Here is a 23411-nt window from a genome sequence, read left to right as displayed (position 1 = left end):
GTGGGGGCCGTGCCAACGCGCGCCGCCGCCGCCGCGGTCCCGCACGGCTGGCGTCCGGCTCAGGCGCGGAAAAACTGCTTGCCTTGGAGTTGACGGACCAAGCCTCGGAACTCGAGCTGCAACAGGTAGACCAACGCCGACGACGTGTCCAGCTCCGCGTCGGCACACACGGCGTCGAGCGGGCGGGGCTCCGAGGACAGCGCGCCCAGCAGGCGGCGCTCGATGGCGGTGAGGTCGACGGGCCACGGGGCGGGCCCGGTGGTGGGCGCGATCCCGGCTTGCGGGGCGACCTCGCGAAGCACGTCCGCCGCCGAGGTCGCCAGCGCCGCCGCGCCCGCCTGGATCAGCCGGTTCGTCCCGGGCGCCTCTGCGAACACGGAGCCCGGGACGGCGAAGACGCTGCGGTTCTGCTCCAGCGCGAGCGCGGCCGTCAGCAGCGCGCCGCCGGTCGCGCGGGCCTCGGCGACGACCGTGGCGTGGCTCATGCCCGAGACGATCCGGTTGCGGCGGGGGAAGTTGGCCGCGTCCGGCGCGGCGCCGAGCGGGAGTTCCGAGACGACGGCGCCGAGGTCGCGGTCGAGAATCTCGCGGACGGTCCCCGCATGGCGCGACGGGTACAGCACGTCGACGCCGGAGCCGAGCACGGCGACGGTCCTCCCCCCTGCCGCCAGCGCGGCCCGGTGCGCCGCGATGTCGATGCCGTACGCCAGCCCGCTGACGACGGTCACGCCGGCCCGGGCGAGGTCTTGGGCGAACGCGCTGGCGACGCGCCGCCCGTAGTCGCTCGCCTTCCGCGTGCCGACCACGGCGACGGCGAGGGCGTCGGCGGGGTCGAGGCGGCCGCGGACCCAGAGGAACGCGGGGGGATCGTAGACCTCCCGCAAGAGGGCCGGGTACTCGTCGTCGTCGAAGGTGACCAACGTGGCGCCGACGGCGTCGGCGCGCGCGAACTGGGCGTCGACGGCGGGCCAGTCGTCCCAGGCGCGGATGGCGGCGGCGGTCTGGGGACCGACGCCCTCGACCCGAACCAGCGACGCGGCCGACGCCCCGAGCGCCGTGACGGCATCGCCGAACGCCGCCACGACGGCCCGGGCGCGCGTGGCGCCCACGCCGGGGACGAGCGACAACGCGACGAGGGCTCGGCACGCGTCGACGCCAAGCCCTCGAGCGGATTCGGAGGCAAACAAGTCAGCCACGGCGCCAACCTAAAGTGGACGCCGCGAACGTCAGCGACCGCTAGCGACCGGTCATCCGGATGTCGCCGTAGTAGGCCGTCGCGCGGTTGCCGGTGTTGTCGGCGTCGGTCATGATGGCGATCCCCGCAACCGGCGGGGGCGCCTCGCCGAAGGCGGCGCGGTAGTCGCGGACCAGGTCGCGCGACGCCGACTGCCACGTGCCGACGTTCCCCGTCCCGGCTTCGACGGGGATCATCTGGACCCAGTCGGTGAACGGGTTCGGGGAGATCCCCGACGCGCCGGGCTGGCTGGCCCAGACGTAGCTCAGCGCGCGGACCGGGACGTTGTCGTAGCCCAGGGCCCGGAGCGCGCGGTACTTGACGCGGTCGGCAAAGCCGAGGTCGGCAGGGTCGTAGTCGAACAGGACGTAGATCCGCGCCGCGTAGTCGTCGCCGCTCTTGCGCCGCAGGTCGCCGCCCTCGACCACGTTGTCGACCTTCCAGCGCCAGCGCAAGACCGGGAAGCGGTTGGCGTCGAGATCGAACCGTCGGACGAGGCCGGAGGCCGAGGCGTTGGCCTCGGCGCGGACGACGGTCGTGCGGCCGTCGCGGACGAGCCGGTAGTCGCTGGGACGGGCGTCGCCGAGCCGCATCGCCTCCCAGCCGTTGACGGCGCCCCCGGGGCGCATGTTGGAGAACGAGGCCACGACGTAGTCGGGCTGCGTGAACGCGGAGAGGGCCAGGACGGCGAGCCCGACGAGGGCGAGCGCGAGGGAGCGAGGACGGGTCATGGGGGGAGGGGCGGGATGCCCTCCCGGAACGGGGCGGCCGAGACGCCCGGTCCAAACGACCCGTAGGACAGCGGCCTCCCCTCCCGTCAGTCCCCGGCGCGTTCGACGGTCACCCGGCGCACCGTCGTCGTCCCCTGCACCGCGCCGCCCTCGGCCAGCGTCACCCGGTGCGGCACCGCCAGCCCGTCGACCGTGCGGTAGTCGGCGAGCACGACCTCGACGTAGACGCGCGCGCCGCCACGCACGACGAACGTCGTCAGCCGGACCGGGCGGGACTGGGCGTCGAGCTTGACGAGCACGGCCTCGGCCAGCCGGGGCGCCCGGACGCGCAGGAGCCCGCCTCCCAGGTCGCGGACGGTCAGCTGGCGGCGCCGCAGGGCGAGCGCGAGCGGGTCGAGCCACAGCGCGGCGCGGACCTCGGCCGTGGCGGCGGGCCCGAGCGCCACGGCGTCCTCCCCCGCCAGGGCACCCCGCTCCGTCAGCACGACCACGCGCGGCTCGCCGCCGAGCGTCGACCGCCACCGCGCGGTCTGGCGCCGGATCGTCCGACGCGATGGGACGACGACCGTCTCCCCTGCTAGCGTCGCGCGCGTCTCGGCGCGCACCTCGATCGACACCACGTCGTCGCCGACGCCGAGCGCGAGCGCGACGGCGTCGAGCGGCGCCTGGGCGCTGGCGGCCGTCGCGAGCAGGGCACATCCAACGAGGAGCGCTCTCATCGGACGGTCGCCCCGGGCTCGGCCGCCGTCTCGACCGGGATCAGCACGCCGTCGCGGTTCTCGGCGAACAGGATCATGCCCTGGCTCTCCAGCCCCCGGATCGTGCGCGGCTTCAGGTTGGCGACCACGACGACGGTCTTGCCGACCAGGTCGTCGGGCGCGAAAAACTCCCGGACGCCGGACAGGATCTGCCGCGTCTCGAAGCCGAGGTCCACGTCGAAGCGGAGGAGCTTGTCGGCCTTGGGGTGGACGTCGGCCGCGACGATGCGGCCGGCGCGCATATCCAGGGGCGTGAACGCGTCGAAGGTGATCTCGTCGCCGAGGTCAGCGAACGGGGCGGCGGCGGCGGCCGGCGATTCGTCGGCGGCCTCGGCCGGGTCGCTGGCCGCCGCCGAGCGGTCCGCGAGCAGCTGGCGCTGGGCCTCGACGGCGTCGTCCTCGATCTTTTCGACCAGGATGCCCGGCTCGCCGAGCGCATGGCCAGCGGCGAGAAACGCGGTCCCGGCATCGTCCCAGCCGAGCCCCTCGGTGCCCGCCGTCTCCGACGAGCGGACGCCGCTCAGCGCCAGCATCGCGCGCAACCTCGCCGCGAGCGTGGGGACGACGGGCTCCAGCAAAATCGACAGCCCGGCCGTCACCTGGAGCGCCACGGCGACCGAGTTGCTCATGGCTTGGGCATCGGTCGTGCGCGTTTTCCAGGGCTCGGTCTCCTGGAGATACTGGTTGCCCTTGCGCGCGAGGTCGACGGTGAGCGCGACGGCCTCGCGGGTGCGGTAGCCGGTGTACGCGTCGGCGATGGCGGCGGGGGCGGCCGCGAGCGCGTCGAGCATGGCGCGGTCGGCATCGCTGGGGTCCGCCAGCGCGGGCACCTGTCCGTCGGTGTAGCGCGTCGCGAACGTCAGGGCGCGGTTCACAAAGTTGCCGACCACGTCCGCGAGCTCGCCGTTGACGCGATTCTGAAAATCGGACCACGTAAAGTCGGCGTCCTTCGTCTCCGGCAGGCCGACGGCGAGGGCGTAGCGGAGCGCGTCGGGCTCGAAGGCCTGGGCGGCCTCGGCAGCCCACACGGCCCATCCGCGGCTCGTGGAGAGCTTGCGGCCTTCGAGGTTCAAAAACTCGTTGGCGGGGACGTTCTCGGGGAGCACGAACGGCCGCGCGGTCGCCTTCGCCGCGTTCGCGGCCATCAGCGTGGCCGGGAAGATCAAGCAGTGGAAGACGATGTTGTCCTTGCCGATAAAGTGGACGAGCTCGGGCGCCGTGCCGTCGTCGTGGACCTGCCAGTAGCGCTGCCAGCGGTCCGGGTCGCCGGTGCCGGCGGCCCACTCCTTGGTGGCCGAGACGTAGCCGATGGGCGCGTCGAACCAGACGTAGAGCACCTTGCCCGCCGCGTCGCCGTCGACGGCGTCGGGGACGGGGATGCCCCAGTCGAGGTCGCGCGTCATGGCGCGGTCGCCGAGCCCGGCGCTCAGCCAGCTGCGGACCTGTCCGAGGACGGTCGGGCGCCAGCCCTGGCGGCTATCGATGTAGGCTTCGAGCTGGGGTTGGAGGTCGCCGAGCGGGAGGTACCAGTGCGTCGTCTCGCGGCGCTCGGGCGTGGCGCCGGACAGCGTGCTCCGGGGCTCGACCAAGTCGTCGGGCGCGAGCGCGGAGCCGCAGTTTTCGCACTGGTCGCCGTAGGCCTCGGGGTGGCCGCAGACGGGACACGTGCCGGTGACGAAGCGGTCGGCGAGAAAGAGCTCGGCCTCGGGGTCGTAGAGCTGGGTCGAGGTCTTGCGCGTGAAGCCGCCGGCCCGCTCGATGGCGGCGAACAGCTCGCGGCTCGTCTCGTGGTGGACCGGCGCCGACGTGCGGCTGTACACGTCGAAGGCGATGCCGAACCGCTCGAAGGCGTCTTGGATCTCGGCGTGGTAGCGGTCGACGATGGCCTGGGGCGTGGTCCCCTCCCGGCGCGCGCGGATCGAGATGGCGGCGCCGTGCTCGTCGGAGCCGCAGACGTAGACGACGTCGCGCCCCGCCAGGCGCTGGTAGCGGACGAACAGGTCGGCCGGGAGGTAGGCGCCGGCGAGGTGGCCGAGGTGGAGCGGCCCGTTCGCGTAGGGCAGCGCGGAGGTGACGAGGAGCGGGCGGTCGGACATGTCGGCGGAGGGGGGCCGGGAAGCTACCGACCGGCGTCGGGGCGGTCCGGGGCCCGGCGTGCGGGGCTTGCGCGAGCCCGCTCGCTGGCGCGAGGGGGCTACGACGTCCCCTCTCCCCTCGGGAGAGGGACAACGCGTAGCGTCGGCGAAGCCGGGGTGAGGGTGTCTCTCTCCGAGCGCAAGCCGGTCCGCTGGCGCGGCGCCGGTCGCCCTCCCCCGGTCCCTCCCGTCCGGGAGGGGAGGGTGCTCCGGGAAGCGCCGCAGACTGCTTGCGCCAGCAGGTCCGGCCGGGAGCGCCGACCCTGGTTCACCCGTCGACGAGGAGAGGGCGACGGTTTGGATGCGCGCATCGCAGCAGCAGGGATCGCGGGTGGCGCATTCCCGGAAGTGTCACGGACCCGGCCCAGGGGCCCCGCTAGCTTCACCGCTTCCACACCCGAACCCCCCATGCCCCGTTTCCTCCTCCTCGCCCTCGCGGTGGCCGTCGTCGGCTGCGCCGACTCGGGCAGTGCCGGCGGCGGCGACGTCGACACCGACGACCTCGACGCGTTCCAGACGTTCTCCTACAGCGCCGGCTTCCAGTCGGGCGAGCAGTTCGCCGCGCAGGACTCGTCGTTCGACTTTTCGCGCTTCCTCGACGGCTTCAACGCCGGCCTCGCGGGTGACTCCGTGGAGATCGCCTACGCGCTCGGGCTCCAGTTCGGGCTCCAGGTCAACGCCGACTCGACGGGGCCGCTGAGCACGCTGGACCGGGACCTCTTCTTGGCGGGCGTCCGGCAGGCGCTGGCGGGCGACTCGTCGCGCATTTCGGAGGACGCCTTCCTGGTGGCGCAGGCCGCCGTGGAGGACTCGCTGATGCTGCGCAACTTGCGCCGCGAGGCTGGGACCAACCCGCAGGCCCGGCAGCAACTGGACCTGATCGCGGCGAACGCGGTCCGCGCCGACTCGTTCTTCACCGCCGTGCGTGCGCGTGACGGCGTCCGCGAGCTGGGCTCGAACGGCGTCCTCTACATCAACACGACGACGGGCAGCGGCGCCTCGCCGCAGCGCGGCGACCGCGTGGCGGTGAACTACCAAGGCCGCTACCCGAACGGCGACGTCTTCGACGAGTCCGGCGAGGAGCCGGCCGTGCTGCCGGTCAACAACCTGGTCGAGGGGTTCCGCGACGCCCTCCTCGACATGCGCGTGGGCGGCTCGCGGACGGTGTTCATCCCCGCCAGCCAGGCCTACGGCATCCTGGGCCAGCCGCGCCAGGACGGCACCGGCATCCCGCCCAACACGCCGCTGGAGTTCGACATCGAGCTGGTCGAGATCTTGGACGGGCAGGTGCAGCAGCTGCCCCCGGGCTTCGGCCCGCCGCCGCAGTAGGCACCCGGCTCCGACCGCCAGCGGGCCGCTCCCACCTCGGGGGCGGCCCGCTTTGTTTGGACGGCCTACCCAAATATCCTCCGGGGCTCCGTACGCCCGCGCCTGACCCGACAAGGCCCACGAGGCGATCCGTGGGGCCTCCCGTTGGGCCTTGGGATCGACCGCAGCTCTGCGATACGTTGCCCACCGGCTCCCATCTCCTTAAAATACGGCACCTCCCGAGGTTCGCCGACGCAGGGCAGCCCATGACCTTCCGGTACGCCTCCCCCCTCGCAAGCCTCCTCCTCCTCGCCGCCTGCGACGCAGGCGTACCCGACGGCGTCGAGGTGACGCCACTGGACGCGACGGTGGAGGTGGTGGCCGACGGGTTCACGATCCCGTGGGGCGTCGAGGTGCTCGGGGAGAACGAGTTCCTGGTCACCGAGCGGATGGGGGCCCTGTTCCACATCCGCGACGGGGAGCGGGTGGCGCTGGCGGGGCTGCCCCAGACGTTGACGGTCGAGGTCGAGGGGCTGACCTACGGCGGCTACATGGATGTCAGCCTCCACCCTCAGTTCGCAGCAAATGGGCTGGTTTACCTCGCCTACGTAACGGCGGCCGGCCGGATGGCCGTGGGCCGGTTCGTGTTCGAGGCGCGAGCCGCGAGCGAGTGGCAGGTGATCTTCCGGTCGAACGCGTTCTCCATCGGCTCGCGGATCGCGTGGTCCGACGACGACCACTGGTTCGTGACGCAAGGACTCGGCGGCAACCCGTTCCCGGAGCCGGGCGCCCAGGCCCTCCGAAACGACGGGGGCAAGATCCACCGCTTGCGGGCCGACGGCTCGGTGCCGTCGGACAACCCGGTGTTCGAGGGGGCGACCGGCCCGTCGAGCGTGTGGAGCCTGGGCCACCGCGACCCGCAGGGCCTGTCCTTCGACGTCGACGACGGACGGCTGTACGCGAACGAGCACGGGCCGCTCGGCGGGGACGAACTGAACGTGATCGAACGAGGCGGCAACTACGGGTGGCCCCTGTTCTCGTACGGCCTCAATTACGACGAGTCGCCGGTGTCCGACATGACAGAGGAGGATGCGCGCCAGTCCACGGTGCTTCCGATCGCCCACTGGGGGCGGGACCTCAACCTGGCCCCGTCCGGGCTGGTCCGGCTGGTGGGGAGCGCCTTCCCGGACTGGAACGGCACGTTCCTGATGGGCTCGCTCGCGCGCCAGCGGCTCGTGGCGTACGACCCGGCGACCGAGCGGACGGCGATCGTGATGGAGGACGTGGGCCGCGTGCGGGACGTGGCACAACTGCCGAGCGGCGCCCTGCTCCTCCTTGTCGACGCGGGGAGCCCGGGCCCGTCCGACAGCGGGCGGGTGCTCCGAGTGTCGCCGCGCTAGGTCCGGCACCCAATCCGGCTGGCGTCAAGGGCCGACGTGTCGGGAGTCTGGCGGATCCCCTCCGGGGGCCGGGGGGGCCGGATGCGCGGACTGGCGACCTGCGACGGATCGGCTGGCGGGGGCGCCCTGGCAGCGCCAGCCGCCCGTCCGGATGGTCTGGGCCTGCCCCCTGTGCGTCGGACCAGAGTCGAGCCGGCGACGGTCGGTAAGCGATTCGTCGCCCCGACCGTCCGTCCCATCCCTAACCAACGAACCGAACGATGCTCAAAGCTGAATACACCACGCGGGGCCCGGTACCCCAGGACGTGATCGAGGCGGTCCCCTTCGAGACGCCCGCCCTGACCGAGGGGCAGGTGCTGCTCGAACTGCTGGCGGCGCCGATCAACCCCTCGGACCTGCTGACACTGACGGGCCAGTACGGCATCCTGCCGCCGCTCCCCGCCGTCGGGGGGAGCGAGGGCGTGGCTCGCGTCGTGGAGCACGGGCCGGGCGTGTCGTCGCCGGAGATCGGGCAGACGGTCCTGCTGCCGGTCGGCTCGGGGACGTGGGCGACGCACCGGGTGGCCCAAGCGGCCTCGCTGGTGCCCCTCCCCGACGTCGACCCGGTGCAGCTGTCGATGCTGACGGTGAACCCGCCGACGGCGCACCTGATGCTGAGCGAGTTCGTGGACCTGGAGACGGGCGACTGGGTGATCCAGAATGCGGCCAACTCGGGCGTGGGCTCGTACCTGATCGCGCTGGCGTCGCTGCGCGGACTGAAGACGGTCAACGTGGTGCGGCGCGAGTCGCTGGTGGCGCCGCTGCGGGCGGGCGGCGCGGACGTGGTGCTGGTGGACGGCGTGGTCGACGGGCTGGGCCTGGCGGAGCGCGTGGCGGCGGCGACCGACGGCGCGGCCATCCGCCTCGGCATCGACGCGGTCGGCGGGGCGGCGACGGAGCGCCTGGGCCAGGCGCTCGCGGACGGGGCGACCCTCGTCAGCTACGGGGCGATGAGCGGCGAGCCGTGCACGCTGTCCCCGACGCTCCTGATCTTCAAGCAGCTGACGGTGCGGGGCTTCTGGCTGGCGCAGTGGTACCGGACGACGCCGCCGGCGCGCCAGCAGGAGGTGCTGGGGATGCTGGCGGGTCGGATCGCCTCGGGCGAGCTGTCGGCGCCGATCCACGCGACGTACCCGGTGTCGGCCATCAAGGAGGCCGTGGCGGCGGCGTCGGGCGGGCGGCGCGACGGGAAGGTGGTGGTCGTCGGCGAGTCGCTGATGGCATAGTCCGGAGACCGGTTGCTCCTCCCCCACCTCGGCGCCGAGGCGGGGGAGGTCATTGCGGGGGCCGCTCCCCTCGGTGGGTGCCAGGCGGGTGAGCGACGGTTCACGAATGCCGTCGCGATCTCGCGTAGGACGAGCGGGGAGGCCGTTGGGTGTCAGCGAGGACGGGCGGGGGCCCTGTGGCGTTCTCCGGATCTGGCTGTGCGGACCCAAGTCCTCATTTTCCGGATCTTCGGCACGGGAACCCGGCGAGTCGTACTGTGGACTCGTCCCCCTAACGATGATTCTACGCCGCGTCATTGCTCACGTCCGCAACCAGGAGTGGACGGCCGTCTTCCTCGACTTCGTGATCGTCGTCGTCGGTGTGTTCATCGGCATCCAAGTGTCGAACCTGAACGAGAGGCAGGGGGAGAGTTCCCACGAACGCCTTCTGCTGGGCGAGCTACGGTCAGAACTCGCCCAGTCCAGCGAGCAAATTGCCATCATTAGAAACGCGTATAACCAAGTGAGCCTGTCCGGCGCGCGGTCCGTCGCCTTTCTCGATGACAGCACGTCGTGCGGTGATGCGTGCTGGGGCGTGCTCGTTGATTTCTTCCACGCCTCGCAGTGGCAACAACCCCACGTCGTCCGCTCGGCCTACGACGAGATGCGTCGCAACGGGTGGCCGCGCAATCGCTACATCGTCGATGCGGTCGAAGACTACCATCGCCAGGGCACGCTCAACGCGAACGGCTTTCGGGACGTGCCCGCCTACCGAGCCCTTGTTCGTGGCCTGATCCCGCTCGCGGCTCACAGCCCGTATTGGGCCACCTGTTACGAGATCAGGAACGGCGAAGAGCGGTATCTCGATGCGTGCCCCGAGGGTGTCGACCCCGGCGTCTCTGCCGCTGCCGTGGCGGCCATCGCGGCACATCCCGACATCCACGCGACGCTGACCGAGTGGGCAGGGTACACGACAGGGTTCGAAGCCACCTTCAACGATCAAATCGCTTCCGCCGAGCGCGCGATCTCGCTTATCGACGCTGAGCTCGGGGACACGCCTTGATCCTGCGCCGCCTCACCCAGCACGTCCAGGAGCAAAACTGGTTCGCCGTCGCGCTCGAAGTCGCCATCGTCGTCGTCGGCGTGTTCGTCGGCCTTCAGGTCTCGAACTGGAACGAGGCGCGGCAGAATCGGGCTCTCGCCGCGAATTACACCGAACGCCTGCAGGCCGACCTGCGCGACGAGATCGCGACCATGCGGAGTGCGAGCGACTACTTCGGGGCCGTGCGCAGGCATGGGCTCGCCGCGCTCGACGCGATCGAGCAGCCGCCGGACAACCTCGACGAGCAGTTCCTGATCGACCTGTATCAGGCGAGTCAGGAATGGAACCTGAGCGTCCGGAACGGCACCTACGAGGAGTTGCTCGCGACCGGGCGGATCGACCACCTCGCTAACGATCGCACCCGCCGCTTACTCGCCACCTACTACGAGCGGGCGAAGATGCGCGCACAGACCCTGCAGGACCGGAGCGACTATCGCCAGATCATCCGCGAGCAGATGGCGTACCGGATCCAACTCGCCATTCGCGAACAGTGTGATGATATCTACACGATCGGAGAGGGCAATTCCACGGGGTTCTTTGTCAGCTTGCCCGAGGCTTGCCGCGTCGACCTGGCACCTTCCCTCGTTCGCCAGGAAACCGTCAGGCTCCATGCGTCCGACCCGGTGCGCCAAGCGCTTCGCTTCCAGTTGAGCATTCTCGACAGCCGCCTCAACAGCATAGACAACGCGATCCGCACCGGGGGAAACATGCTGACTGAGCTAACGGGGGGCCACCCATGATCCTGCGCCGCATCACCCAGCACGTCAAGGACCAGAACCGGACGGCCATTGGCATCGACTTCGTGATCGTCGTCGTCGGTGTGTTCGTCGGCCTCCAGGTGTCCAACTGGAGCGCCGAGCGCGCCGACGCGCGGGAGGCCGCCGCGTACCGCCAGCGGCTCGCCGCCGACGTCCGCGCCGAGCGGGAGGCGATCGACGCGCGGGTGGCCTACTACCGCGACGTCCGGGCACACGGAGGGGCGGCGCTCGCCGTGCTCGACGGCGCCGCCGGCCGCCGCGTTCCTCGTCGACGTGTACCAGGCGACGCAGGAGTGGCCGTTCAACCCGGCCCGGCCGACGTATGAGGAGATGGTCTCGGCCGGGCAGGGCCGGCTCATCCCCGACCCGGCCCTCCGCAGCCGGCTCGCCGTCTACTACGGGCAGCTCGACGAGTTCGTGGTCCCCTGGAGCGAGCGGACCGTCTACCGCGAGGCCGTCCGGTCGGCGCTCCCGCTGGGCCTGCAGGTCCGCATCCACGAGGCCTGCGAGGCCGTGGTCGTGGACGAGACCGGGGCCTCGATCGTCGAGGAGGCCGTTGGCCCCTGCGTCGTCCCGATGACCCCCGCGGAGCTCGCGCGGGGCGTGGCCGCGGTGACGTCGGTGGCGGAGCTTCCGCGCCTGCTCACCCGGCACCTCAGCGTCGTCGACGAGAAGCTCCGCAACTTCGGCGACCGGCAGGAGCAGACCGCCGTCATGCTCACGCACCTTGGGGCCGCGCCTTGATCCTCCGCCGCATCACCGCGCACGTCCAAGAGCAAAACTGGACGGCCATCGCCATCGACTTCGTGATCGTCGTCGTGGGCGTGTTCATCGGCATCCAGGTCTCGAACTGGAACGCGGAGCGCGTCGAGCGCGCCCGGGAGGTCTCGTACCTCATCGCCCTGACCGAGGACTTCGGCGCCATTATCGCCGAGCTCGAGTCCGACATCGCCCGCTACGAGTCGATCGCCAACGCGATGACGCTGCTCCTTGAGCAGTCGCGCAGGGCCGCGCCCGACACCACGCTGGCTGCGTTGAACGAAGCGGCAGCGCTTCTCGTCCGGATGGAGGGCACGCCGATCGTCTCCGACACCTACGCCAACCTGACCGGCTCGGGCGACCTCGCGCTCCTCAGGAGCCAGGCGGTGAAGAACGCCATGTCGTCCTTTTTCGGGAAGGCCGAGGTGGTTCAGCTCGTCGGCGACACCCACGAGATGCAGCTCGTCAACATTTTCCAGCCCTACATCATCGACCACCTCGACTACGCCGGCATGTTCCGGGACAACCAGGGCCTGTCGACAAGTGCCGGGTTCGAACCGGACCGCATCCTGACCGCGCTTCCCACGGCGCGCTTCCGCAACGTCGTCGCGGTCAAGTGGGACATCGTGACGGATCTCCGCGGCCTTCTCCTCTCCGCGCTTGCGGAAGCGAAGGCCGTCGAAACCCTTCTCGCCGCCGAAGCGGAGGCGAACCGATGATCCTGCGCCGCATCACCCAGCACGTCAAGGACCAGAACTGGACGGCCATCGCCATCGACTTCGTGATCGTGGTCGTCGGTGTGGTCATGGGCTTCCAGGTGACGGCCTGGGGGGGCGAGCGCGCCGATCGGGCGCGGGAGCAGGTCCTGATCCGCGGTCTCCAAGAGGACTTCCTCGCCAACCGCGCGAGGTACGACGAGGTCGCGGCGGTCCGTGACCTCCGGGTCCGGCGGCTCCGCAACCTCCACGCGATGACCGGCCCGGACGCCCCCGAGCCGAACCCGGCCCGGTTCGACTCGCTGCTCCAGAGCTCCATCGACTGGCTCGACTTCGACCCGACCGTGGGACGGGTCGACGCTTTGCTGGGGTCGGGGCAGATCGCGCTCGTCCGGAGCGACAGCCTCCAGGCGGCGCTGGCGAGCTGGCCGACCGTGCTGGCCAACATGGAGGAGAACGAGCGGATGGCCGCCGATATCGTCACCGGCCGGATGCTCCCGTACCTCGCCTCCCGCTACCCGCTCGTCGTGGTCGACGCGAGCGCGGGGCTCGTCGAGCCCGCCCGGCCGAACGCGTTCCCGATCGACCGGCGCGCGCTCCTGACCGACCTCACATTCGCCAACCTCGTGGAGGACCGCTGGGCCCAGTCCACGCTCGCCATCCGGGACGGCGAGCCGGTGCGCGAGTTGATCGAGGCCCTCCTCCGGCTCCTCGACGCCGAGACCCAACGATGATCCTGCGCCGCATCACCCAGCACGTCCGGGACCAGAACTGGACGGCCATCGCCATCGACCTCGTCATCGTCGTCGTCGGCGTCTTCCTCGGCATCCAGGTGAGCAACTGGAACGCCAGCCGGGTGGACCACCAGGTCGAGACCCGCCTCCTCAGGGAGCTCCAGTCCGACGTCGAGGCCGACCTCGCGGAGATGGACGAGGTGGTTCTGGACGTAGAGGATCGCATCGCTGCCATGACGCGCGTCCTCGACGCCGCAGGCACGCCCTACCGGGGGACGTACGGGGAGACCGCGCGCGACACATGGGGCTTCTCTGACGCGATGATCCAGGAGCGCCTGCGGAGCGCCCCGCCGCCGCCCGAGACGGCGGGCGCCGACCTCGTGGGCAAGTTCCTCCAGATGCGGACGCTCGACGGCAACCGCCACAGCTACACCGCCATCGTCAACACGGGCAGCATCCGCCTGATCGGCGACGCCGCGCTCGCCCGGCAGATCCAGACCTACTACGCGAACGTGGACGAAGTGCGGGACACGGAGCGCTACTTCTGGGACCGTCGTCAGCAGCTCGGGGACGACGTCCTCGCCGCGGGCCTCTCGCGGGGTGGGCTCCACACGCTGTCCGGGATCGGGCGGGCGGTCGCCGCCGCGCCGGGCCTGGCCGCCAACCTCTCGGACTACCGGTTCATCAGCTACTTCCACTGGGCGGCGATGCTCGAGCTCCAGGACGAAGCCCGCCGCCTCGTAGACGCGCTCCCGGCCCACAGCGCCGCCCCTCGCCCCGACCTGCCATGATCCTGCGCCGCGTCACTCAGCACGTCCGGGACCAGAACTGGACGGCTATCGCCATCGACTTCGTCATCGTGGTCGTCGGCGTGTTCGTCGCGACGCAGGTGACGAACTGGAACGACGCGCGGAAAACGGCGGCGCGCGCCGAGGTCTTCACGGCCCGTCTTGCCGAGGACGTCCGCTTCGAGGACTGGGCCAACCAGCGGACCACGACCTACTACGCCCAAGTCTTGCGCAACGCCGGGGCCGCCGCCGCCGCCCTCACCGGCGACACGACGCTCACCGACGAGGCCTTCCTGGCCGCCGCCTACCGCGCGACGCAGTACAAGGACCACGACCGGGCTCGGGCGACCTACGAAGAGCTGCTCTCGACGGGCGAGATCGGCCTCATCGCCAACGACACGCTGCGCGAGGCCGCCATCGCCGTGTTCACGACCCCCGTCTTCGACCAGATCACTGACGAGGGCATTCAGTCGGAGTACCGGCGGATCTTCCGGCGCCTCGTCCCGGTCGACGTCCAGCGCGAGCTGCTCCGGTCGTGCGGCGACCGCCGGCCGATGCCCGGCGACTACGACGCGATCCCCGGCGAGCTCGACTACCCCTGCTCGCTCGACGTGCCGCCGGAGCGGATTGCCCGCGCAGCCGCGGCGCTGCGGTCGGACCCCACGGTGCTCCCCGCGCTCCAGCTTCGCTTCGGGAATCTCGAGTCGATCTTGGTCAACCTCACCGGCGGGAGCGGGACCACCGAAATGCTCGACAACCTCCGGCACGTCGCCGGTCGGGCCCGATGATCCTGCGCCGCATCACCCAGCACGTCCGGGACCAGAACTGGACGGCCATCGGCATCGACCTCGTGATCGTCGTCGTCGGCGTGTTCGTCGGGTTGCAGGTGAACACTTGGAACGAGGCCCGCGTGCAGGCCGCCACAGAACAAGCGACGCTGGTGCGATTGGCCGAAGAGTTCGGGGCCGTCGAGGAGGAACTTGCGCGGGCCGCCGACAACTACGTTTCCACTGTGCAGAGTACCGGGGTTGTGATCGAGGCTCTGCGGGCCGGGACGCCGCCTGACAATGAGGCCGCGTTCCGGGAGCACCTGGCCCGCGCCGGTTTCGTCTGGGGCATCCCGACACAGTCGACGACCTACAGCGAAATGGTGTCGACCGGTGCGATCTCACACCTGTCCGATGCAGACCTTCGTGCGGCCTTGACTCGCTATGGCGACTACGCGGCGCGGTACGCGCGGACGCATCCAGGGGCGCTGGCCGTATTGCTCGACCCCGCCTCGAACTACCTTCAGGCCGTACAGTGGAGCACTGACCCTGACGACTGGGGGGCGGCGAGCACGGCCGTCGTTGGCTTCGATTGGGACCGGCTCCTCGGATCCAAGGGGGAGATGCAGTCCTGGCAGGGATACCAGAGCAGCCTGAGCGGATACACACGCAATCAATTAGACGAGGTCCAGGCGATCCTTGCCAACCTGAAGGCCAGTCCATGATCCTGCGCCGCATCACAAAACACGTACAGGACCAGAACTGGACGGCCATCGCCATCGACTTCGTGATCGTCGTCGTCGGTGTGTTCGTCGGCCTCCAGGTCTCGAACTGGAACGCGGCGCGGCTGCACGACCGCTCGGAACGGGTCTACATCGAGCGCATCCGCGAGGACATCGCGGCCAACCAGGACGACCTTCGCCTGAGACTCTCCTACTTCCGACAGACGCGGTCCCACGCGCTCGCCACCTTGGCCGCTCTCGACAAGCCGTCGGACAGTCTCGGCGTTCCGTTCCTCGTGGACGTGTACCAGGCGAGCCAGATCATCCCGCGCGGGTTTGGGCGCGACACGTATGACGAGATCATCTCGGTCGGCGCCAACAGCGCCATCTCGAACCTGGCGGTTCGCAAGCGGATCGCCAACTACTACAGCAGTGTCTGGGCGGTGATATCGATCCTGGAGGAGACCACGTCCTACCGGGAGACGGTTCGCCGCACGATGCCGTATGGGGCCCAGGTCGCCATTCGCGCGGCCTGCGGCGACATCATTGAGACCCGAGAGAGCGGGGAGCCGGTGATTTCCTTGCCCGAGTCGTGCTCGGTGGACCTGCCCCCCGAGGCCGTCTCGTCTGCCGTGGCGGCGATCGTTGAGCGCGACCTTCGCGACGACCTCGTCCGCCGCCTCGTCGACCTGGACGCCAAGATCTCCTTCGCCCACTTGATCATCGACCGCGCCCAATTGCTCGACGACTACCTGGCAGAGGCGAGCGGATGATCCTACGCCGCATCACCCAGCACGTCCGCGACCAGAACTGGACCGCCATCGCGATCGACTTCGTCATCGTCGTCGTGGGCGTGTTCGTCGGCCTCCAGGTCTCCAACTGGAACGCCGCGCGAGCCGACGCACGGCTGGGTCGGGTCTACACCGAGCGCCTGCTCGTCGACCTCCACCAGAACCGCGAGTCCCGCCTGGTCCTCGTCGCCTACTACGACGCGGTCGCCGCCAGCGCCGAACGCACCGTCGCGCTGCTGGCGGCGCCAGGCGACGACCGTGCCCTCGTGATCCACGCCTATCGGGCGACCGAGTGGTCGGGATTTCGCGATGTGCGAGCGACGTGGGACGAGATCCTCTTTTCCGGGAATGTGGGCCTTCTCCCTCCCACGGCCCTTGCAAGTGGGCTGGGGGTCTACTTCTCCTACAGCGACCTGAGTTCCGCCAACTTGGATCGGCTCAAGGACACGCCCTACCGCCAGACGGTACGCGGCACCATCCCCCACGTGCTCCAACGATCAATCCGAGAGCACTGCAGCGACGTGACCGACGACATCCAGGTCACCGTCGGCTTTCGAAGCGACTGCGACTTCGTCGTGGATGACGCCCTCGTCGCCGAAACGGCGCGCGCCCTCCGGAGCGACGCGACGCTCGTTGAGGACTTGCGGAACCAGTTCTCGGAACTCGGGATCGGCCAGGGGAACCTCCTCGGCGACATCGTCCTGCTTGACCGTGTGATTGCCGCGCTGGAGGGCCGGGACCCGGAGGACACGCTCGACGATCGCACGCCATGATCCTCCGCCGAATCACTCAACACGTCCGCGACCAGAACTGGACGGCCATCGCCATCGACTTCGTCATCGTCGTGGCGGGCGTCTTCATCGGCATCCAGGTCTCGAACTGGAACCAAGACCGGACGGACCGAGACCTCGCCGACCGCTACGTCGCGCAGCTGTCCGAGGACATTCGCTCCGACATCCGTGATATCGAGGCCGGGATCGCGACCTCTCAGTGGCGTGCCGCCGCCATCTCGGCCCTGCTCCGCGACGCCGGGCTGCCCCAGCCCGACAGCGTGCGCAATCCCGAGCGGTACGTGCCTACGCCAACGAGAACGCCCGCCTTGGACCTTCCCGCGGAGATGATCCAGGCCGCGTACTACACTCGCTTCCTCGACAACGACCGGTCGGGGTATGCGTCACTGGTCAACTCGGGCAATGCCAACTTGATCGCGGGACTTGAGTCGTTTCCGTGCATCCAGGCCTACTACGCGTATGAGGACGAAGTGCTGAAGTTCGAAAACCGGCTACTGCTGTTCCGGACCGACCTGGTCCGCACACAGCACGACGCGGGGCTCTCCCTCGCCGGAGACCGACCGGCGCGCGAGGTGACCGAGCAGATCCGGTCAGCCCCGCCGCTGGCGGCCTCGCTGGCCAGCTACCGCGTGTTTTCCCACTTCCATGTCGACGTGTTGCAGAAGTTGCACGACCGAGCCGAGGTGCTGCTCGAGACCCTGGCGCGCGGGGGGTCCGAGTGTCCGTACGACGAGGAGTCGTCGCTATGATCTTGCGCCGCCTCTCCCGTCTCGTCCGCGAGCAGAACTGGTTCGCGGTCGGGCTCGAAGTGCTCATCGTCGTGATCGGCGTGGTGATCGGCTTCCAGGTCACGGCGTGGGGGCAGGCCCGCGCCGACCGCGCGCGGGGGCTCGACCACCTCGGCCAGCTCGCGGCCGACCTCTGCGAGACGGAGCGCCAGATTCTCACCACCGACTCCCTGCTCGGCCCGAGGGACCGCGACCACGTACGGCTCGTCCATGCGTTCCTCCTCGCCGACCGCCCGCCCGAGGACTCCGTGTTCGCGTGGCTCCGCTCCGCAGGACGCCTCGAAGAGTACTCGCCCGTCACGGGCGCCGCTGAGGCCCTCGTCGCGACCGGCGACCTCCGGCTGATCCCGTCGGACTCGCTCCGGACGGCGATCGTCCGCTACCTCGCCCTCGTCGACGTCGACACCCGCCGAACCCTGTCGGTCACCGAACTCTGGATGGACCAGATCGTCGCGTTTGGGAGCCGATACGACTGGTCGGAGATCGCCCTCCGCACGACGCCGCGAGGGGTGCTCGACTCGCTGGCTCGCGTCGAGGCGTTCCCCGCCCTCCCCGAGGGGCGTCTCGCGCGGCCGTTCCGCTTCAGCGCCGACGACCTCCTCTCCGATCAAGCGGCGTATGCCAACCTCGAGCAAATGCTCAATGAGAAGCGAAACATCGCGTCCTACAGGCATCGGATCCGGGAGACCTCCGAGGCGCTCCGCGCCGACGTGGAGGCCGCCCTCGGGGACGCGGGCGGGACGCCCTCCCATCCCTGCCCGCCCGCGGGCTAGCTCTGTCCGGTAGTCAACACATCGCCCCTCCTCTCAAAAGCCCAACCGATGAAGCCATTCTTACTTGTGTGGGTGCTCGCCGTCGTCGGTTGCGCGTCCACGCCCCCCTTCCCTCGTCCTGACTCAGACACGGCCGCAGACCCCGGAAGCCGGTTCCTCTTCGTCTGGGCGGGGGACGCCGATCGCTCGGACCCCGACTTCCTCTCCGTCCTCGACGCGGACCCGGACTCGCCCACCTACGGTGCCGTCGTCACCACGCTCGCCGTGGACGCTGCGGGGACGGGACCTCACCACACCGACCACCAGATGCCGCCCGACGGCGTGCTCTGGGCCAACGGGTTCGGGAGTGGCGACGTGTTCCGGTTCGACCTCACGGCCCCCCGTGCGCCCCGCCTCGCCGGCCGGTTCGTCGTGGACAGCGAGTTCAGTCACCCGCACTCCTTCGCCCGGCTGCCGGACGGCCGCGTGCTCGCCACCCTCCAGACGCGCGGGCACACCAATGCCGAGGCCGGCGCGCTCGTCGAACTCGACGCGGAGGGCCGTGTCCTCCGGGAGGCACCGGCGGCCGACCCCGCCATCGACCCGTTCATCCGGCCGTACAGCCTCGCGGTCGTGCCCGCGCTCGACCGGGTGGTCACGACGAGCGCCGACATGCACGCGACGGACGTCAGCAGGGTCGTCCAGGTGTGGCGGCTCGCCGACCTCTCGCGCGTCGCCACGGTCGTGCTCCCGCCTGGGCCGGGCGGGAGCGAGGGCCTCGACCCCGCCGAGCCGCGCACCCTCCGCGACGGCCGGACCACCCTGGTCTCGACGTTCAACTGCGGCCTCTACCGGCTCCACGACCTCGACACCGAGGCGCCGTCGGCGACGTTCGTGTACCGGTTTGAAGGGACCAACTGCGCGCTGCCCGTCGTGTCGGGGCGGTTCTGGGTCCAGACGGTGCCGGACGCGAACGCGATCGTCAGCCTCGACGTGTCGGACCCGGACCGCCCGCGCGAGGTGGGTCGATTGACGCTCTCGCAGACCGACGGCCCGCATTGGATCGCGCTCGACCCGTCGGGCACGCGGGTCGTGATCAGCGGGGGCAAGGGGACGCTCGAACGTCGCGTGCTCCTCGCCACGCTCGACCCCGAGACGGGCGCGCTCGCGCTCGACCCGCGGTTCCGCGACCCCGGCGCCGACGCTCCCGGCGTCACGTTCGAGAGGTCCGCGTGGCCGCACGGCCCGACGGGGCCCGCCATCCCGCACGGGGCGGTGTTCAGCCTTAGGGCCACCGAGTAAGGGCTCCCCTCCTACCCCGCCTCGGCGACGAGGTGCAAGACCTGCGTCCCGTAGCGCTCCCACTTGGCGGGGCCGACGCCGGAGACCGCCAGCATCTCGTCCTGCGACGCCGGGCGGGCGGTCGCGACGGCGCGCAGGGTGCGGTCGTTGAAGATGACGTAGGGCGGGACGCCGCCCTCTCGCGCGAGGTCGGCCCGCCAGCTACGGAGGGTCTCGAAGAGGGCCTGGTCGTCGGCGTCGAGGGGCGTGTCGTCGGCGGCACCTGACCGCTTGCGCGAGCCGCCGGCGTTGAAGGCCGGGACCTTGACGTCGATGGTGTCGCGGTGGTCGAGGGCCTGGTCGCCAAGCGGCGTGAGCTCGACGACGGGGTACTCGTCGCCGCCGATGCGGAGGTAGCCCTTCAGGAGGAGGTCTTTGTAGACGGCGTCGATGGAGCCCTGGCCGACCATCTGCAGGCGGCCGTAGTACGGGTGCGATTCGTACTTGTCCATGCCCTTGGCCTTGGAGCCGGCCAGGATCTTCGCCAGCGTCAAGCGGCCGACGGGCCAGCGCATCCGGCGGACGGCGTCGAGCAGGCCGAGCGCGACGCGGGCGTCCATGCTGAGCTCGTCCCACTCGGGGATCTCGCCGGGCTCGCGGTTCTCGATGCGGGCCTGGGCGCGGCACGCATCGCAGCAGTCCTCGGCCGGGACATCCGTCTCAGCGTCGTCGCCAAAGTGGTCCAGGATGGCGCGGCGGCGGCACGCAGCGCCCTGGGCGTAGCGGACGATGCCCATCAGGCTGGCCGACTGGTCCTCGCGGTGCTTGTCGACGGACTTGAGCGCGCGGGACACGGCGGCCTGGTCCCACTCGCGCGGCGCCCACCGCGAGGGCCCGACGCCCTCGGCGCGCTCGTCGAGCGCGTTCGCGAGGACGAGCCGGCGGAGCACATTCGGGAGCTTGCCGGCGTGGACGCCGGTCGCCTCGGCCATGCGGAGCTGGAAGTCGGCGTCGGAGACGCGGATCTCGTCGTCGGGGTTGGGCGGCAGCATCTCGGCCGCGCGGCGGACGTGGCCGTGCACCTTGCGCAGGTCGTCCATCGTCGGCGCGCCCTGCTCGATAAACCACTCCTTGAGCTGGCGGTCCTGGGGCGCGTAGAGCAGGAGCGCCGTCGCCGGGGCGCCGTCGCGGCCCGCGCGCCCGGCCTCCTGGTAGTAGCTCTCGAGTGCCGACGGGATCGACCAGTGGGCCACGAAGCGCACGTCGCCGCGGTCGACGCCCATGCCGAAGGCGTTCGTGGCGACGACGGTGTCGAGGCGGCCGGCGACGAACTGCTCCTGGACGTGGGCGCGCTCGGCGTCGGGCAGGCCGGCGTGGTACGCCTCGCACGGGCGGCCGACCTCCTCGCGGACGAACCGCGCCAGCGCCTCGCAATCCTTCCGCGTGGCGACGTAGATCAATCCCGCCTGATCCTCGTGCTCGTTCAAAAACCGGTGGAGCACCTGGCGCTTCTGGTCGGCCGAGGCGGTCGACCGGACGACGAAGGCGAGGTTGGGGCGGTTGAAGCCGGTCACGACGCGGGCGGGCTCGCGCAAGTCGAGCTGCTCGGCGATGTCGCCCTGGACGCGCGGCGTGGCGGTCGCCGTGAGGGCCACGCACGGCGGGTCGCCGATGCCCTGGCGGGCGGAGGCGAGGGCGAGGTAGTCGGGCCGGAAGTCGTGGCCCCACTGGCTCACGCAGTGCGCCTCGTCGACGGCGAGCAAGGCGACGCCGACCTCGCGGAGGCGCCGCTGGAACGACGCCAGCCGCAGCCGCTCGGGCGCGGCGTAGACCATCCGGAGGTCGCCGTTGCGGAGCTGGGTGAGCACCTCGCGCTGCTCGGTCTGGGACTGCGACGAGTTGACGTAGGCGGCCGAGATGCCACGCGCCCGGAGCGCGTCGACCTGGTCCTTCATCAGCGCGATCAGCGGCGACACGACGACGGTGACGCCTTCGGGCTTGAGGAGGGCCGCCAGCTGGTAGACGAGGCTCTTGCCGGCGCCGGTCGGCATCACGACGAGCGTGTCGCGGCCTTCGAGGACGGGCGCGATCGCCTCGGCCTGCCCGTGGCGCAGGCCCTCGAACCCGAAGTGCTCGCGCAGGGCGTCGCGGACGGCGGCGGAGGGCGGGGCTGCGGGGGCGGACATCAGGGCGGGCACGGTCGGGGGCGGCAGGTCGGCCCAGGATCGGCCCGGGCGGCTGACAGGTCGGGTGTCAGAGACGCCAAGGTACCGGCCGGGCACGGGCGGCCCGGGCACTCCCCACCGCCGTACGGAGACACCGCCAGTATGTCCCTACCCAACGTGTTACTCGTCGACTCGCGCTCCCTCTCATGGCCGTCCTCCTGAGCGGAGCGAGCGCAGTCGAAGGATCTCTGGTGCGACGGACGGCGTCGCCCGCTGGCGCCGGGAGCCACGCCCGGAGCGCGCCGCTCGCCAGAGATCCTCGGCTCCGCCGACGCTCCGCGTTCGACTCCGGGCTGCGCCCTCCGCTCAGGAGGACAGGAGAATGGGGGGTGCCGATCCGGCCGCAGCCGCTAGTCGAAAAACTCGACGGTGATGCGCACCGCCACCTCGCTAGTGGCCGCGCCCGTCCGGTCGAAGCCGTTGAGGCGGATCGTCTGCGCGCGGCCGGTGACGCGAGCCGGGGCGAGGTCGAAGAGCGTGAACACCTCGGTCTCCCCCATCGGGTCGTCGCCCGTCGTCGGGTCGTAATCGAACAGGGCGACGTAGAGGGGATTCGCGAGGTCGCGGACGATGTAGCCGGGGTCCACGTCCCAGATCAGCGGCAGGTCGCGCTCGTCGACGGCCTCATACCACGGCTGGTCGGAGCCGAGGGCGAACACGTCGACGTCGTCGCGCGGGTTGAGACGGTCCGCGCCCGGGTCGGTCTGGTAATCCACGAAGGCGTCGAAGAGTCGGAAGTAGACCTCCGGCCCGTCCGCCAGCGGGTTCGAGCCGCCGTCCCACCCGTCGCCGTTGGGGTCCGAGAAGGGCGCGGCCTCCACGACGACGCGCGAGATGACCGCCGTGCGGGGGATGCCGTCGCCGTTCGTGTCGCAGGCGGCGAAGGGGAGGACGGCGGCGAGGAGGAGCAAGGCGCGCATCGGAGCGGGGCGTTTGGGGGGGAACGGGGACGCTACGGAGGAAGCCGTTCCCCGTTCACCCAAGGTCACGCGCGGTCGGGCTAGCTTTCGGCATGAGCCTCCCCCCCCGCACCGCCCGCGTCGAGCGCCAGACCGCCGAGACCTCCGTCACGGTCACCCTCGCCCTCGACGACCCCGCGCCGACCTACGCGAACGCTACGGGCGTCGGCTTCCTCGACCACATGCTGGACCTGCTGGCGCGGCACGGCCGCCTCGGGCTGACCGTCGAGGCCGACGGCGACCTGCACGTCGACGACCACCACACGGTCGAGGACGTGGGCATCACGATCGGGCAGGCGCTGGCCCAAGCGCTGGGCGACAAGGCCTACATCGCGCGCTACGGCACGGCGACGATCCCGATGGACGAAGCCCTCGCGCGCGCCGCGATCGACCTGTCGGGTCGCTCCCACCTCACGTTCGTGGCCGCCTTCGACCGCGAGCGCGTGGGCGACCTGTCGACGGAGCTGGTGGAGCACTTTTTCTGGAGCCTGGCCGAGCAGGCGCGGATGACGCTGCATCTCGACGTGCTGCGGGGCGCCAACGATCACCACCGCATTGAGGCGCTGTTCAAGGCGTTCGCGCGAGCGCTGCGGATTGCCGTGGCACGCGACGAGGCGGGCGACCGGCTGCCGAGCACGAAGGAGGCGCTGTAGGCGAACGGGGCTGGC

At 70.8% G+C, this 23411-nt stretch carries 24 protein-coding genes; 18 read left to right on the top strand and 6 right to left on the bottom strand.

The features are described from left to right. Positions 1-59 precede the first annotated feature (59 nt). From dprA to metG, 4 genes are all read right to left on the bottom strand, one after another. Positions 60-1196 (bottom strand): DNA-processing protein DprA, encoded by a 1137-nt coding sequence (gene dprA, locus ACLII4_RS10145; protein ID WP_412067280.1) that lies wholly within the window; start codon positions 1194-1196, stop codon positions 60-62. 40 nt (positions 1197-1236) lie between these two features. Then, a complete protein-coding gene (locus tag ACLII4_RS10140; protein WP_412067279.1) occupies positions 1237-1965 on the bottom strand; it encodes a DUF3047 domain-containing protein in 729 nt (242 codons plus the stop codon). 86 nt (positions 1966-2051) lie between these two features. Continuing rightward, positions 2052-2684, bottom strand: a complete 633-nt coding sequence (locus tag ACLII4_RS10135; protein WP_412067278.1) for a hypothetical protein — start codon at positions 2682-2684, stop codon at positions 2052-2054. Then, a complete protein-coding gene (gene metG / locus ACLII4_RS10130; protein WP_412067277.1) occupies positions 2681-4819 on the bottom strand; it encodes a methionine--tRNA ligase in 2139 nt (712 codons plus the stop codon). The genes ACLII4_RS10135 and metG overlap by 4 nt, the downstream gene beginning before the upstream one ends. A gap of 447 nt (positions 4820-5266) precedes the next feature. On the opposite strand from metG, the gene ACLII4_RS10125 reads away from it, so the two are divergent. The 17 genes from ACLII4_RS10125 (at position 5267) to ACLII4_RS10045 (ending at position 19580) form a co-directional block, all read left to right on the top strand. Beyond that, complete coding sequence (locus tag ACLII4_RS10125; RefSeq protein ID WP_412067276.1) at positions 5267-6187, top strand: FKBP-type peptidyl-prolyl cis-trans isomerase; 921 nt, start codon at positions 5267-5269, stop codon at positions 6185-6187. Between the two features lie 245 nt (positions 6188-6432). Then, on the top strand, positions 6433-7566 hold the full coding sequence (locus ACLII4_RS10120; protein ID WP_412067275.1) for a PQQ-dependent sugar dehydrogenase: 1134 nt from the start codon (positions 6433-6435) through the stop codon (positions 7564-7566). Between the two features lie 260 nt (positions 7567-7826). Next, positions 7827-8831: a zinc-dependent alcohol dehydrogenase family protein gene (locus tag ACLII4_RS10115; protein ID WP_412067274.1), complete on the top strand. Its 1005-nt coding sequence runs from the start codon at positions 7827-7829 to the stop codon at positions 8829-8831. Between the two features lie 277 nt (positions 8832-9108). Next, positions 9109-9873, top strand: a complete 765-nt coding sequence (locus tag ACLII4_RS10110; RefSeq protein WP_412067273.1) for a hypothetical protein — start codon at positions 9109-9111, stop codon at positions 9871-9873. Then, a complete protein-coding gene (locus ACLII4_RS10105; protein WP_412067272.1) occupies positions 9870-10652 on the top strand; it encodes a hypothetical protein in 783 nt (260 codons plus the stop codon). Before ACLII4_RS10110 ends, ACLII4_RS10105 begins: the two co-directional genes overlap by 4 nt. Continuing rightward, a complete protein-coding gene (locus ACLII4_RS10100) occupies positions 10649-10996 on the top strand; it encodes a hypothetical protein (protein WP_412067271.1) in 348 nt (115 codons plus the stop codon). Before ACLII4_RS10105 ends, ACLII4_RS10100 begins: the two co-directional genes overlap by 4 nt. After that, positions 10944-11414, top strand: a complete 471-nt coding sequence (locus tag ACLII4_RS10095; RefSeq protein ID WP_412067270.1) for a hypothetical protein — start codon at positions 10944-10946, stop codon at positions 11412-11414. Before ACLII4_RS10100 ends, ACLII4_RS10095 begins: the two co-directional genes overlap by 53 nt. Next, the gene (locus ACLII4_RS10090; RefSeq protein WP_412067269.1) at positions 11411-12148 is read left to right on the top strand and encodes a hypothetical protein; all 738 of its coding nucleotides are present in this window, start codon (positions 11411-11413) and stop codon (positions 12146-12148) included. Before ACLII4_RS10095 ends, ACLII4_RS10090 begins: the two co-directional genes overlap by 4 nt. Next, positions 12145-12879, top strand: coding sequence for a hypothetical protein (locus tag ACLII4_RS10085; RefSeq protein ID WP_412067268.1), 735 nt, complete (start codon positions 12145-12147; stop codon positions 12877-12879). Before ACLII4_RS10090 ends, ACLII4_RS10085 begins: the two co-directional genes overlap by 4 nt. After that, the gene (locus ACLII4_RS10080) at positions 12876-13670 is read left to right on the top strand and encodes a hypothetical protein (RefSeq protein WP_412067267.1); all 795 of its coding nucleotides are present in this window, start codon (positions 12876-12878) and stop codon (positions 13668-13670) included. The genes ACLII4_RS10085 and ACLII4_RS10080 overlap by 4 nt, the downstream gene beginning before the upstream one ends. After that, positions 13667-14455: a hypothetical protein gene (locus tag ACLII4_RS10075; RefSeq protein ID WP_412067266.1), complete on the top strand. Its 789-nt coding sequence runs from the start codon at positions 13667-13669 to the stop codon at positions 14453-14455. The genes ACLII4_RS10080 and ACLII4_RS10075 overlap by 4 nt, the downstream gene beginning before the upstream one ends. After that, positions 14452-15159 (top strand): hypothetical protein, encoded by a 708-nt coding sequence (locus ACLII4_RS10070; RefSeq protein WP_412067265.1) that lies wholly within the window; start codon positions 14452-14454, stop codon positions 15157-15159. Before ACLII4_RS10075 ends, ACLII4_RS10070 begins: the two co-directional genes overlap by 4 nt. Continuing rightward, positions 15156-15929, top strand: a complete 774-nt coding sequence (locus ACLII4_RS10065) for a hypothetical protein (protein WP_412067264.1) — start codon at positions 15156-15158, stop codon at positions 15927-15929. Before ACLII4_RS10070 ends, ACLII4_RS10065 begins: the two co-directional genes overlap by 4 nt. Further along, positions 15926-16720 (top strand): hypothetical protein, encoded by a 795-nt coding sequence (locus ACLII4_RS10060; protein ID WP_412067263.1) that lies wholly within the window; start codon positions 15926-15928, stop codon positions 16718-16720. The genes ACLII4_RS10065 and ACLII4_RS10060 overlap by 4 nt, the downstream gene beginning before the upstream one ends. Continuing rightward, the gene (locus ACLII4_RS10055; RefSeq protein WP_412067262.1) at positions 16717-17487 is read left to right on the top strand and encodes a hypothetical protein; all 771 of its coding nucleotides are present in this window, start codon (positions 16717-16719) and stop codon (positions 17485-17487) included. Before ACLII4_RS10060 ends, ACLII4_RS10055 begins: the two co-directional genes overlap by 4 nt. Then, positions 17484-18299, top strand: coding sequence for a hypothetical protein (locus tag ACLII4_RS10050; RefSeq protein WP_412067261.1), 816 nt, complete (start codon positions 17484-17486; stop codon positions 18297-18299). Before ACLII4_RS10055 ends, ACLII4_RS10050 begins: the two co-directional genes overlap by 4 nt. Positions 18300-18347: 48 nt before the next feature. Further along, positions 18348-19580, top strand: a complete 1233-nt coding sequence (locus ACLII4_RS10045) for a hypothetical protein (RefSeq protein WP_412067260.1) — start codon at positions 18348-18350, stop codon at positions 19578-19580. Between the two features lie 11 nt (positions 19581-19591). Here ACLII4_RS10045 and ACLII4_RS10040 read toward each other — a convergent pair whose 3' ends face one another. Next, positions 19592-21745, bottom strand: a complete 2154-nt coding sequence (locus tag ACLII4_RS10040; RefSeq protein ID WP_412067259.1) for a RecQ family ATP-dependent DNA helicase — start codon at positions 21743-21745, stop codon at positions 19592-19594. A gap of 389 nt (positions 21746-22134) precedes the next feature. Continuing rightward, positions 22135-22704: a hypothetical protein gene (locus ACLII4_RS10035; RefSeq protein ID WP_412067258.1), complete on the bottom strand. Its 570-nt coding sequence runs from the start codon at positions 22702-22704 to the stop codon at positions 22135-22137. A gap of 92 nt (positions 22705-22796) precedes the next feature. On the opposite strand from ACLII4_RS10035, the gene hisB reads away from it, so the two are divergent. After that, positions 22797-23396: an imidazoleglycerol-phosphate dehydratase HisB gene (gene hisB / locus ACLII4_RS10030; RefSeq protein ID WP_412067257.1), complete on the top strand. Its 600-nt coding sequence runs from the start codon at positions 22797-22799 to the stop codon at positions 23394-23396. Positions 23397-23411: the final 15 nt, after the last annotated feature.

Source organism: Rubrivirga aquatilis, from assembly GCF_046845665.1.
GTDB lineage: Bacteria > Bacteroidota > Rhodothermia > Rhodothermales > Rubricoccaceae > Rubrivirga.
The sequence above is the reverse complement of the archived record's forward strand: the minus strand, read 5'-3'. Positions and strand labels throughout refer to the sequence as shown.